The 12,910-nt window shown below is 68.4% G+C and carries 9 protein-coding genes; 1 reads left to right on the top strand and 8 read right to left on the bottom strand.

The window, feature by feature from the left end:
* Positions 1 to 48 precede the first annotated feature (48 nt).
* From dnaN to BS69_RS0109690, 6 genes are all read right to left on the bottom strand, one after another.
* Positions 49 to 1,152 (bottom strand): DNA polymerase III subunit beta, encoded by a 1,104-nt coding sequence (gene dnaN, locus BS69_RS0109715; RefSeq protein WP_029941757.1) that lies wholly within the window; start codon positions 1,150 to 1,152, stop codon positions 49 to 51.
* A 120-nt stretch (positions 1,153 to 1,272) separates the two neighbouring features.
* Positions 1,273 to 4,545, bottom strand: a complete 3,273-nt coding sequence (locus BS69_RS13745) for an ATP-binding protein (protein ID WP_051676674.1) — start codon at positions 4,543 to 4,545, stop codon at positions 1,273 to 1,275.
* Positions 4,546 to 4,672: 127 nt separating this feature from the next.
* The gene (locus BS69_RS0109705; RefSeq protein WP_051676673.1) at positions 4,673 to 5,248 is read right to left on the bottom strand and encodes a fasciclin domain-containing protein; all 576 of its coding nucleotides are present in this window, start codon (positions 5,246 to 5,248) and stop codon (positions 4,673 to 4,675) included.
* A complete protein-coding gene (locus BS69_RS13740; protein WP_156956988.1) occupies positions 5,248 to 6,357 on the bottom strand; it encodes a hypothetical protein in 1,110 nt (369 codons plus the stop codon). The genes BS69_RS0109705 and BS69_RS13740 overlap by 1 nt, the downstream gene beginning before the upstream one ends.
* 111 nt (positions 6,358 to 6,468) lie before the next feature.
* Positions 6,469 to 7,740, bottom strand: a complete 1,272-nt coding sequence (locus tag BS69_RS0109695; protein ID WP_029941753.1) for a spinster family MFS transporter — start codon at positions 7,738 to 7,740, stop codon at positions 6,469 to 6,471.
* Positions 7,741 to 7,798: 58 nt separating this feature from the next.
* Positions 7,799 to 10,123, bottom strand: coding sequence for a TonB-dependent receptor (locus BS69_RS0109690; protein WP_029941752.1), 2,325 nt, complete (start codon positions 10,121 to 10,123; stop codon positions 7,799 to 7,801).
* A 182-nt stretch (positions 10,124 to 10,305) separates the two neighbouring features.
* On the opposite strand from BS69_RS0109690, the gene BS69_RS0109685 reads away from it, so the two are divergent.
* Complete coding sequence (locus BS69_RS0109685) at positions 10,306 to 10,992, top strand: TetR/AcrR family transcriptional regulator (RefSeq protein WP_342665813.1); 687 nt, start codon at positions 10,306 to 10,308, stop codon at positions 10,990 to 10,992.
* On the opposite strand, the gene BS69_RS0109680 is transcribed toward BS69_RS0109685, so the two are convergent.
* Positions 10,989 to 12,143 (bottom strand): aminotransferase class V-fold PLP-dependent enzyme, encoded by a 1,155-nt coding sequence (locus tag BS69_RS0109680; RefSeq protein ID WP_029941750.1) that lies wholly within the window; start codon positions 12,141 to 12,143, stop codon positions 10,989 to 10,991. The genes BS69_RS0109685 and BS69_RS0109680 overlap by 4 nt on opposite strands.
* The gene (locus tag BS69_RS0109675) at positions 12,140 to 12,874 is read right to left on the bottom strand and encodes a tryptophan 2,3-dioxygenase (protein ID WP_029941749.1); all 735 of its coding nucleotides are present in this window, start codon (positions 12,872 to 12,874) and stop codon (positions 12,140 to 12,142) included. The genes BS69_RS0109680 and BS69_RS0109675 overlap by 4 nt, the downstream gene beginning before the upstream one ends.
* Positions 12,875 to 12,910 lie beyond the last annotated feature (36 nt).

Raw genomic sequence — 12,910 nt, 5'->3', positions numbered from 1 at the left:
GATCGACGGTTCGCTCCCCGACGCATTCGCGAAGGGGAGCGACAACCATCAGACCCGCATCGGCATCAGGACGTAGAGCGCGCTCGACTTGTCGTTTTCGCGCAGCAGGGTCGGCGCGGCGGCATCGGCGAGGTGGACCTCCACCGTATCGCCATCGATCTCCGACAGGATGTCGAGAAGATAGCGCGCGTTGAACCCGATCTCGAGCCCGTCGGCGCTGTAGTCGGCGGCCAGTTCCTCGGTGGCGAGGCCGTTCTCGGGCGAGGTCACCGACAGGGTGACGCGGTCGCGGTCGAGGCTGATCTTGACCGCGCGGGTCTTTTCGCTGGCGATGGTCGCAACGCGGTCGACGCCGGCCTTGAAGCTCGCGGGGTCGAGCTTGAGGAGCTTGTCATTCGCGGTCGGGATCACCCGGTTGTAGTCGGGGAAGCTGCCGTCGATCAGCTTGCTGGTCAGCACCGCATGGCCGAGCACGAAGCGGATCTTGGTCGCCGAGAGCGAGACCTCGACTGTGCCCTCGACCTCGTCGAGGAGCTTGCGAAGCTCGAGCACGCACTTCTTGGGCACGATCACATCGGGCATGCCGTCGGCGCCCTCGGGCTTGGGCACGGTGACCCGCGCGAGCCGGTGGCCGTCGGTGGCCGCGGCCTTGAGCATGTCGTCGGCGACGTGGAGGAAGATGCCCATCAGATAATAACGGGTCTCTTCCGAGCTGATCGCGAACTTGGTCTTGTCGATGATCTGGCGCAGCGTCGCGGCCGGAAGCTCGAACCTGCTGGGCAGCTCGCCCTCGGCGATGACCGGAAAATCGTCGCGCGGCAAGGTCGAGAGATTGAAGCGGGCGCGGCCGGCGACGACCTGCATCTTGCCGTCGGCGGCGCTCAGTTCGACCTGGCTGCCCTCGGGCAGCTTGCGGACGATGTCGAAGAAGGTGTGGGCCGACACCGTCGTCGCGCCGGCGGTCGTGACATTGGCGGGCACGGTCTCGTCGACCTGCAGGTCGAGATCGGTCGCCATCAGCCGCAGCGAGCCGTCCTCGCGCGCATCGAGCAGGACGTTCGACAGGATCGGAATGGTGTTCCGCCGTTCGACGACGGATTGCACGTGGCTGAGGCTCTTGAGGAGGGTGGCTCGTTCGATCGTCGCCTTCATCGCAGCTGCTCAGTCCTTTGCCCCGGCGCCCGGCGGCCGCCCTCGAAGGGGTCCGCCCGGCAAATGTGTCGGCTCGTTATAGCGGCGAGTGGGGCCCGGGGAAGGGGGATTGCGGCGGGTTCAGGCCTCGACGGCGAGGACGTTCGCGGAGCGTGGCACCGCCGCAAGCGCCTGCTGGGTCTTGCTGACGGCGCCGGCGAGGCGACGAAGGGCGGGAGTGACCCCTCGTGCCTCGCCGGAAGCGGCAGCGGCAATCGCGATTTCGAGCAGCCGCGCGGCTTCGGCGACCTGCCCTGCGCCCAGATTGGCGGCGGCGCCCTTGAGGCTATGGGCCTCGGCGGCGGCCCGCTCGAAGTCCCGGTCGGCAAGCGCCTCACGAACCATGCGGGGGCGTTGCTCGAGCTCGCCCGCGAGAAGGGACAGCAGTTCGTCCAGCCGCGCATCACCCAGCAAGGTCCGCATTTCCTCGAGCGCACGGCCGTCGAGGCTGGTCGGAACGGAGAGTTTTCGAGGTGGGACACCACGCCTGACGCGTCCGCTGGCGACGTCCGCCAGCGTTGCTCCGAGGAGACGGCTGTCGACCGGCTTGGTCAGCACCGAGTCGATCCCGGCGTGGGCGAAATTGGGTCTGCTCACCGCCCCCGCATCGGCGGTCAGCGCGATGATCGGGGTTTGCGCCGAGGGGCCGCCGCCCTGACGGATGCGCTCGGCGGCGGTGAGGCCGTCGCAGCGCGGCATCTGCATGTCCATCAGGATGAGGTCGAAGCAGCGGGTCGCCGCGGTTGCCACCGCCATCTCGCCGTCCCCGGCCGCGGTCAGCCGATGCCCCAGACGCTTGCACAGCGCGGTCACGAGCAGCTGGTTCACCGGATTGTCCTCGGCGAGAAGGATGTCGAGCGAGCGGGCCGAATCACGGGTCTCTTGGGTTTGCGCCGGGAGGGACGGCGCCGCGAGCGGCAAGGTCACGGCCACGGTGAAGGTCGAGCCCTGGCCTTCACGGCTCTCGATCGTGATGGTCCCGCCCATGGCGGCGACCAGCCGGCCGCTGATCGCGAGACCGAGGCCGGTGCCGGTCTCGGCGGCCGGGGTCTCGCCCTGCACGAAGGGCTCGAACAGGCGCTCGAGAAGGTCTGGCGGGATGCCGATGCCTTGGTCGCTGACCGACAGTCGAAGTGCCCGCTTCGCCGGGCCGCGCTCCTCGATCGCGCAGCGCAGGCGAATCGTGCCCTCGCTGCTGAACTTGATCGCGTTCGAGAGGAGGTTGCTGAGCACCTGCCGGAGCCGGAGCGCATCCCCGCGCAGCCACAGCTCCTCCGTAGGCAACCCCTCGAAGTGCAGAGACAGGCCGCGGGTCGAGGCGGTGTGGTCGAACAGGCGCATCGTGGTGAGCAAGGTGGCACCAATCTCGAAGGGCTCCTCGGCGATCGTCAGGCGTCCCGCATCGACCTTGCTGAAGTCCAGAATGTCGTTGAGCACCGCCATCATCAGGTCGGCCGATTGGTGCAGCGTCTCGAGGTAGAGATCGCGTTCGCTCGGCGTGGGATCGCCCGCCAGAAGCTCGATCATGCCGAGCACCCCCGTCATGGGGGTGCGGATCTCGTGGCTCATCGTCGCGAGGAACTGGCTTCGGAACGCGGCGGCCGAGCGGGCTTCGTGCAACGCGGCGACCAGCTGCTGCTCGGCGCGAAGCTTGTCGGTGATTTCGCTGACCACCCCGAACAGGCCGCTGCCGTCGCCATCCTCGTCCTTGCGCTGGATCCGCAGCTGGAAGGTGCGCGGCGCGCCCTCGGAGCGCATGCGGACGACGCATTCGATTGGGGTCAGGCGGCGCCGGGCCTTGGCGAGGGCGCGCAGGAGCAGCCGGCGGTCGGTTTGCGCCACCTGGGCGAGGGCCTCGGCCGGATCGGCAGTGAGCTGGGCGAAGCCGAGCAGGGTCGCCGCTTCCTCGGAGAAGAGCAGTTCGCGGCGGTCGGCATCGAACACCCAATGGCCCAGCGAGGCGAGTTCCTCGGCCATTCTCAGGAGGTGATTGGCCTCCCGGATACGCGCCGCGCTCGCGGTCGCCTGCCGCTCGGCATTGTGCCGCTCGTGGATGTCGCGCAGCGTGGCGACGATGATTGCCGGCTCGTCGCGGGACAGGACACCGGGCTCTCCGGTCGGGAGCGGCGCCTCGGCCTTTTCCTCATGGTGAAGAGAGCCCGAACGGGTGTGCGCCTCCATCCAGCGATAGCCGCCACGCGCGTTGCGCAGTCGGACGCAGGCGACCGCATGGCCGTAACGAACTGTCCGGCCGATGGCGGCGAGGAGGCGCTGGCGATCATCGGGAAACAGCCGTTCGAGCAGCAGGGGACCGCGCAAGGCCTGCTCTTCGAGGCCGAGCAGGCGCCGCGAGGCGCCCGAGACAAACAGGGCGTGACCGCTCGCATCGAGGCGGAGGATGAGGTCACTGCTCTGGTCGGCGAGCAGGCGGTAATGTTCCTCACGCTGGCGCAGGGTGGCGGCCGTGCGTCCACGCTGCTCGTTCAGGGTCGCGATCGGGAGCACGAGGATGACCGCCGTCGCCATATAGGCCTGCAACAGGAACATCCGCGAGCTCTCGCTCACGGACAAGGCGCTCAGCGGGCCATGGCCAAGAAGCGTCGCGGCACCCGCGATCGCGCAGGCGAGCGCGACCGCGAGCGTGGCCTGGTGGAGACGTAAGCGAAGGCCCGCGAGGACCAGCCCCGGAGTCGTCAGGAACAGCAATTCGGCATTGGCCGTGAAGACCCAGGCCCCGGTAACCGCGATCAGGGCGAGCAGGAGGGCGAATTCGATCCGCCCGGCGCGGCCGCGCGCGGAGACGGGGCCGGGAAGCGATTGGCGGGCGACCACGGACAGCGCGACCGGCAGCAGCATCATGATGCCCAGCATGTCGGCGACGTACCAGTGCGACAGCGCGGCGATGCTCGCGCCCGCCCCGGCCAGCGCAAGCACGAGCCCGGCGAGCGCGGTCGACACCAAGGGCGCGCTGATCGCCAGCAGCGCGAGGGTTTCGAGCTGGGCGACCGACACGATCGGCACGGGCTCGCGGTGCCAGTGAACGAACGACCAGGCGACGATCGCGATCTCGACGAGATTGCAGCCTGCAAGACCGATGGCGAGCGGAAGGCCGTCGCCCGACAGGAGATTGGCCGCGACGTAGCCGAGGCCCCCCGCCGTCATCAGTCCCGCCCATTCGCGGCGGGGGCGCATCAGCAGCAGGGCAATGAGCGCGGCATTGGCGAGCCACAGCATGGCGATCCGTCCGCCCTCTGCGGTCAGCAGGATCCCGGACAGCGCCAGGGCAAGGGTGAGGACGGAAGCGAGGAGAAGGGGCAGGCCGGTTGTCGCGGCGGCGCGCAGGGCGCGAAACATGTCGGTTCACTCCAGCAATCCGGCTGCCGGAGGGTTTCCGATCCGCTGCGTTCGTTCCAGCGGTGAAACGTCCGCATCGGAGGAGGGTCGCGAAGTTGTCTTCGCGGCCTCCTCCGAATTGGATACGTTACTTCGCCGCGGGCAGCGGGAGCACCGCGTCGATCGGGTGAATGACGCCGTTGCGGGCCGGACGCTCGTCGCCGACGAAGCGCGCCCCGCCCGAGCCGCTGTCACCAATTCGGAAGACATTGCCTTCCTTGGTGACGGTGAGCGGGTCGCCGGCCATGGTCGCGAGGGTGGCCTTGCCGCCGCCGCTCTCCACCGCTCGCGCGAGGTCGGCGACGAGGATCGTGCCCGGCAGGATATGATGGCGCAGCAGCCCGGTGAGCTCGGCCTTGCCGGCAGGAGACTGCAGCCGCTCGAGCGTCCCGGCGGGAAGCGCGTCGAGGGCCTGGTCCGTCGGCGCGAGGAGCGTGTAAGGCTCCTTGCCCGAGAGGATCGGCTCCATCCCGGCCGCCTTGATCAGCCCGGCCAGCCGCGGCTGCGATCCGAGCAGGGCCCCGAGGTCATCCTTGGGCACCGCGGTCGCGGTCGAGAGATTGCTTTCGGTCGAGCCAGCGGGAGCGGCATTGCCGTTGCCCCCCTGCTGCCCGCAGGCGGCGAGCAGCAGGGCGAGGCTTGCGAGGGGAACGACGCCGCGCATCAGACGAGGGTCTCCACGATCGCCTGGACGAGGCGCGTGGTCGGATCGACCTGATAGATGTAGCCGTCGTTGTAGCGATACCAGGCGTCCGGCGTGTCCGCATAGCGATCGCGATAGGCGTAGGGCACGTTATAGACGTCGTAGCCCGCCGGCATCGGCTGGCCGATCCCGAACCCGCCGGCCAGCAGCGACACGATCCCATCGATCACGCCGTCGTTGCGACCGACCTGGTAGATCGAGCCGTCGCCGTAGCGATAATAGTAATCGCTATTGTCGGCATACCAGGGCTGGTACTGGGTCGGCACGTTGTAATAGCCGAGATAGTCCTGCGGATAGGCCGCGCCGACGTAATAAGCGCCGGTGTAATCGTTGTAGAGCGGCCAGTAGCCGTCGACATAATTACGATCGCGGTCGATCCGGTACACGTAATTGTCCCCGGTCCGGTAGTAATAATCGTCATTGTCCGGGTACCAGCTGCGGTAGAGCGGCGGCAGCAGCGCCGAGCCGAGTGCGACCGGCGCGACCGCGCCGACCAGCTTGCGGGCCTGGCCCGGGGGCAGGCAGCCGTTGTTCTTGGCCGCGAGGCCCGGCGGGCAGCCGTCGACGAGGCCCGTCTGGCGGACCGACTGGAAAACGGTCGGATTGCTAAAGAAACGCGAGCCCCGGACGACCTCGGCAATCCGCCGGTCGGACCCGCGTAGCTCAAGCTCGCGTCCGGCCTGGCGAAGTTCGACCGGGCGGCCGTTGCCGCGCTCGAGCTTGCGCTCGGGACCACGCATGGCGTCGCGACGGACCTCGCGGACCGGGCCGCGCTCCATCCTGGGACCGCGCTCCATTTTTGAACCGCGCTCCATCCTGGGCGCGCGCTCGGGACCGCGCATCGCCTGGCGTTCGGCGCGCTGCGAACCACCGCCGCCGCGCATCGCCATTCCGCCGCCGTTGCCACCGCCGCGCTGCATCTTGGGGCCGCCACCGCCGCCACCGCGCTCCATCTTGGCGGGACCACCGCCGCCGCCGCCGTGCGGGCCGCCGTGGCCCTTGCCCTGCGCCATGGCGGGACCAGTGATTGCCAGCGCCGCGGCGCCAGCCAGAATCATGCTCTTTCTCATCGGAGAGCTCCTTTCGGGAGCGTTGAACGGCCCGCCGACGCGGTTCGTTCCTGAATTCACCAAGCGTTACAGTCGCTTCGTCGCCCGAAGGTGAATGGCAGATTTCCGCGCTCAGGCGGAACGATCTTCCTCGATCCAGTCACGATCCATCCGCCGGCTTGCGATCCAAGCGAGAAGCGCGGCGACGAGGTAGAAGCCGAGCACGCCCATGGCGGCGTAGCGCAGCGATTCGGCGCCGTAGCTGGTCTTCAGATGGGTCGAGATGGCGCCGATCAGCTTGGGGCCCACGCCCAGTCCGATGAGATTGTTGATCAGGAGGAAGAAGCCCGCCGCCGTGGCGCGCTGGGCCGGCGCGACGAGATGCTGGACCGCGGTCGTGATGGGGCCGAGCCAGAGGATATTGAGCGCATTGGGGATCAGCAGCAGCGGCCAGGCGACCGCGAGATTCGGGCTGAGAAAGCCGAACAGGAAGAAGGGTGCGGTGACCAGCCAGGCGATCGCGGGCAGCAGCGCATACCATTTGCGGTCGAGGTGACCGAGCCTGTCGGCGAGGACACCGCCCGCGAACACGCCCGCGGTCCCGCCGATGAGCAGGAGCGAGCTCATGAACTGGCCCGACTGGATCAGGCTGAGGTCAAAGCTGCGGATGAGGATCGACGGGGTCCAGAGCGCGAGGCCGTAGCCGACCAGCGAGCTCATCGAGGCGGCAAAGGCGAGCAGCCAGAAGGTCGGCTTGGCGGCGAGCGTCTTGAAGACGGTGCCGGCGCGGGGGCGTTCGGCGGGCGTGGCCGTGACCGGCTTGGGCAGGTCGCGCACGACCCATTTGAGGATCGGCGCGAGGACGAGGCCGATCATGCCCATGACGAAGAAGGCGGTCTGCCAGTTGAAATTGGCGGCGAGATAGGCACCGATGATGGTGCCACCGCCTAGGCCCAGCGGAACGCCGAGCGAATAGATGCCGAGCGCGCGGGCACGGCGTTCGGGCGGGAAATAGTCGCTGATGATGGCGTAGGAGGGGGCGACGCCGCCCGCTTCGCCGATCCCGACGCCGAGGCGGTAGAGGAACAGCTGCCAGAAGCCCGTCGCGGTGCCGCAGAGCGCGGTGAACCCGCTCCACACGGTGAGGCTGGCGGTGACGACCCAGCTGCGGCTGGTCCGGTCGGCCAGAAGCGCGAGCGGCACGCCGAGCACCGAATAGAGGATGGCGAAGGCGATCCCCGCGATGGTGCCGAATTCGCTGTCGGTGAGCTTGAGGTCGGCCTGGATCGGCGCGGCGAGGATGCCGAGGATCTGCCGGTCGAGGAAATTGAGGATGTAGGCCAGCAGCAGGAAGAACAGGACGAGGTTCGGAGAGCGCGGGGCGGCGCGGGCTGCGGCGGTCATGGTGGAGGTGGTGGCACGGGACGCTCGCTGTTCCAAGCGTCCCGTGCCGCCGATGCGACTAGTAACGGGCGGTGAGCTTGAGCTGCCAGGTCCGCGGCGCGCCGTAATAGACGGTGCGGATCTGGCCGACGCTCGAGAATTCCTGCGCGTCGGTCTTGTAGGCCTTGTCGGTCAGGTTGTTGCCATAGACCCCGACCGAGAAGCGCTTGGACGGGTCGTCCCAAACGACGCGGGCGTCGTAGAGCCAATAGGCCTTCTGGAAGAGCCCGGGGACGATGTTGGTGGTCCCGACATTGCCCACGACATAGGTGCTGTCGACCGCCAGCGCGGTCCGGCTGCGGTAGCGCGACTGGCCGCCGAGCGTGATGCTGCCGGCCGAGCCCAAGTCGAAGCCATATTGCGCGCCGATCCGGAAGGTCCGCTTGGGCGCGAAGGCCGGCTCCTGGAAGGCGCGGCTGCCGCCCGGGAAACGGAGGTCGGTGAATTTCTTGTAGTCGGCGTCGAGGATGCCGAGCTGGGCGTCGATCAGCAGCCGCTCGACCGGAGTCCAGGTCGCTTCGAGTTCGGCGCCCTTGATCCGGAGCTTGCCGGCGTTGAGCACCGACAGGCGCGGCGCGGGCAGGCCCGGGAAGGAGGCGTCCTCGTCGACCCCGGTCACGCGCGCCTGGAAGTCCTTATAGTCGTTCCAGAAGACCGCGGCATTGAAGCGCAGCTGGCTGCCGATGCGGGTCTTCACCCCGCCCTCGTAGGACCAGACCTTCTCGGGGTCGTAGGCGGTGCGCTCGGCGGCCGAGTTGGCGCGGCCGTTGAAGCCGCCCGACTTGAAGCCCTTGGCGGCGCGGACATAGACGAGCGTCGCGGGCGAGGCCTGCCAGTCGAGGCTGACCATTGGCGAGGTGTCGTGCCACTTGCCGTAGACGTCGAACACGAACGGGGTCAGGCTGGTGAACAGCGGGCTCGACGAGAAGGTCGAGGTCTGCCGGTAATAATCCTTGCTCTCGCGGGTGAAGCGGATGCCGGCCGAGAGGCGGAGATTGTCGACGATCTCGTAGCTGCCGTTGGCGTAGGCGGCGTAGCTCTTGGTGGTGAGGTCGTCGTCGATCGTGCGCAGGAAGGTGATCGGCGGCAGCAGCAGGCTGAAGCGGAGGAAGTCGTTGGCATAGGCTTCCTGGTGCGAGGCCACGTCCTCCTTCAGATAATAGAGGCCCGCGACGCCGCTGAACCGGCCGCCATTGTAGGCGAGCTGGAATTCCTGGCTGAACTGCTTCTGGTCGACCCCGACATAGACGTCGCCGACCTGCCATTCGGTCGCGTCGATATCGATGAAGTCCTTGGTGTCGAGCCAGCGCTGGGCGGTGATCGACTTGAAGGTCAGGGCGTCGGTGAGATCGACCGCGACCGTGCCGGCGAGGCCGCGATGCTTGAGGCGGGTCGAGTTGGGCGTGGTCGCCGTCGTCCGCGCGGTCCAGTCATAGGAGCCGGTGATCCCGCTGACCGGAAGCACCACGCCGAAGGCGCTGACGAGATTGTTGAGCGGCCGGCCGACGTTGAGACGCGCGTCGTCCTTGCTGTAGTCGCCCGTCAGGTCGATCCGGACCTTCTCGCTCGGCGTGAAGGCGAGGGTGCCGCGGACGCCCCTGCCGTCGCGATTGTTGTAGCGACGGTCGAGGACGCGGTCCTTGACGAAACCATCGGTGGAGCCCTGCTGGACCGCAATTCCGGCCGCGAGGGTCGAAGTGATCGGACCCGAGGCGGCCCCCCGCAGGGTCACCTCGCCATAGCTGCCGATGGTCGCCTGGATGTTGGCGCGGGCCTGCTGGCCCGGACGACGGGAGACGAACTTGATCGCGCCGCCGATGGTGTTCTTGCCGTAGAGCGTGCCCTGCGGCCCGCGCAGCACCTCGACCCGCTCGACGTCGAGGAGGTCGAGCTGGTTGCCGCGGATCCGCGAGAGATAGACGTCGTCGACATAGACGCCGACCGCGGGATCGAAGGTCTGGAGTGCGTCGGGCTGGCCGATGCCGCGGATGAAGATGTTGGTCGCGTTGGACGAGCCGCGGCCCTGGACGATGTTGAGGTTGGGGACCGCGCCCTGGAGGCCGGTGGTGTCGGTCGCCTGCAGCCGGTCGAGCGCGCGCTCGTTGAAGGCCGAGACCGAGGCGGGGACGCGCTGGAGATTTTCTTCGACGCGGCGGGCGGTGACGACGATGTCGCCCTCGCCCGAATCCTTGCCCTCGTTGTCGGCGGCGCCGGTCGCTTCGGGCGCGGGCGGCTGCTTGGCTGCTTCCTGGTTGGTCTGCTCGGCGCTCTGCGCCGCGGCCGGCATGGCGACGAACAGGGCGGCCGAGGCGAACAGGGCCGAACGGATGATGGATGCGCGCATGATGATCAGGACTCCCCCTCGTGCGGCGAGACCGGCCGGACCTACTTGCCGGCAGCGCCGCTCATGACGAGTCGGATACTGAAAGTTGAATCACCTTTCAAGTCGACGTAAGATCGGCGCGGACGCAGGTGCGGGACCGTGGCAGGGGTGCTACGGAGCAGGCCGTCGGGGTGGGCAGCAGGATGACGAGCGGGCGACCTGATGGCGACGTCGCGATGGTGGCGAGCGATGCGCTGGCCGAGCGGATGACCGATGCAGCGCCGCTTGCCGGCAGCGCCAAGTCGCCCCGCACCCAGCGTGGCGAGCGGACCCGGCGCAAGATCCTCGACGCCGCCCGTACCGAGTTCGGCAATCGCGGCTTCTCCGACACCGGGATCGGCGACATCACCCGCCGCGCCAAGGTCGCGCTTGGCACCTTCTACACCTATTTCGACAGCAAGGAGGAAGTGTTCCGCGCGCTGGTGCGGGACATGTCCGAGCAGGTCCGGGTCGCGGTGGCGCCGGCATTCGCCGATGGCCGGGGCACGCTTCAGAGCGAGGAAAAGGCGCTCGCCGCCTTCCTCGCCTTCGTCGGCGAGCACCAGCAGGTCTATCGGATCATCGACGAGGCCGAGTTCGTCGACCCGGCGGGATTTCGAAGTCACTATGAATCGACCGCCGCCCGCATCGCCGAGCGGCTCGAAGAGGGCAGCGCGACCGGTGCCATGAGCGCGCCGCGCGATCCCCTCGAAGCCGAGGTCCGCGCCTGGGCGATCATGGGGATGAACGTCTTCCTCGGCCTTCGCTTCGGAGTCTGGGGCCGCGAGGACAGCGCCGTGGTCGCCGAGGCGGCCAACCGCCTGCTCGGCGAGGGCCTGAAGCCGCGCTAGGCGAGCGCCTTCGCCAGCGCGGCGAAGCGTTCGAGGTCGTCCTCGTCATGGTAGAGGCCAAGGCCAACCCGCAGCACGTCCCCGCGCACGTCGGTGATGCAGTCGGCCTCGACGAGGCGCCGCTGCCACTCGGCCGCTCGGGAATGACGAAAGGCGAGAAAGCGCGCGTCCATCACGGTGCCGGGCGGATTGAGGAGCTCGGCTTCGCCAAAGACCGTGTCGGCAAGCATGGGGAGCAGCAGGGCCTTGAGCTCGGCGACCCGAGCGCTGATCCGGGCGGTGGTAAGCCCCTGCTCGGCCAGCATCGCGCGGACGTGAAGAAAGCGGTAAATGGCCGAGGCGTCGAAAGTCGCGCCCATGAACCGCATCGCGTCGGCGGCATAGCCGACCTGGCCCGGGGACAGCGACAGGTCCTCGAACTCGGCATACCAGCCGGTGATCGGCGGACGCGGGCCGAAGCCGGGCGGGCAGTGCATCAGGCCAAGGCCCTCGCCCGACATCGCATATTTGTAGCCGCCAGCGAGGAAGAAGCAGGTCTCGCCGAGCGAGCCCAGCGGCCGCTCGGCCGCCATGAAGCTGTGATAGCCGTCGATGACGACCCATGGTCCCTCGGGCCGGGACAAGGCTGCCAGCCGCTCAAGCCCGGTCACCGCCCGGCCGCTGCCGAACAGGACCTGGCTGACGAGGATGAGGTCGGCCTCGCCGGCGCCCGCCGCCAGCCGCTCGGCCAGCGTGTCGACCGGATCGGCAGGGAGCGCGGTCAGCACGATGTCGCCGCTCTCGACCCAGCGCGCGAATTGCCGCCGCGCGCTGTGGAATTCGCCGTCGGTGGTGAGAATGCGCAGCGGACCGCCCGCGCGACGCGGTGCCGCCGACCACAGGCGGACGAGGAAGTCGTGCGTATTGCCGGCGAAGACGATCGCGGAGGGGTCGCCGGTGCCGAGCTCGTCGGCGACTTCGCGCTGCGCTGCGGGCCACAGCTCGCCCATGATCCGGTCCCACTTGCGGTCGGCCAGCCGGGCGGCGTCGTCCCAGCATTCGACCTGTCCGGCGAAGCTCGCATCGGGCCAGAGATGGTGGCTGTGCGCCGCCATGTGCAGCCGCCCGGGCGCTGCGCCGAGGCTTTTGGCGAACAGCGGCTTGAAGCTCACAGCTCGGTCCTCAGCGACCACAGTTCGGGAAAGGCGCGCTTGGTCAGGGTCGAGGCGAGATATTTGGCGCCGGCCGAGCCGCCCGTCCCCATCTTGTCGCCGATGATCCGCTCGACCGTCAGCAAATGCGTGTGGCGCCAGCCGGCGAGCGCGTCGTCGATGTCGACCATCTTCTCGGCCAGTTGATAGAGTGCGAACCAGCGGTCCGAATCGCGATAGACCTCGAGCCAGCTCGCCGCCCCGGCGCGGGCGCGGGCGGCGTCGGCGGCGTCCCACAGGCTCGGCGCGTCGAGCGCGGCCTGGAGCCGGGCGCGGCCTTCGCTGCCGCCTTCCTGATAGTCGAGGTAGCGCGGATCCTTGATCCCGAAGCGATATTCGAGCTCGCGGAATTGCGCCGACTGGAAGCCCGACGAGGTGCCGAGCACGTGGCGGAAGCGCGAATAATCGACCGGGGTCATGGTCGCGAGCACGTCCCACGACAGGGTCATCACCGACTGGATCCGGCTGACCCGGGCGAGCGCCTTGTAGGCCGGCGCAAATTCGTCGCTCTCGATCAGCCGGACCGCGAGGTCGACCTCGTGGAGCATCTGCTTGAGCCACAGCTCCTTGGTCTGATGGATGACGATGAACAGCATCTCGTCATGCAGGTCGGACAAGGGTTGCTGCGCCGACAACAGGGCCGGGAGCTGGAGGTAATCGGCATAGGTCATGCCGGCCGGGTGCGCGGTCATGCCGCGGCTCTAGGACAGACTGGCGCGAACACCAAC

This window comes from Sphingomonas astaxanthinifaciens DSM 22298, assembly GCF_000711715.1.
Classification (GTDB): domain Bacteria; phylum Pseudomonadota; class Alphaproteobacteria; order Sphingomonadales; family Sphingomonadaceae; genus Sphingomicrobium; species Sphingomicrobium astaxanthinifaciens_A.
This window is presented reverse-complemented; position numbering and strand designations above follow the sequence as displayed.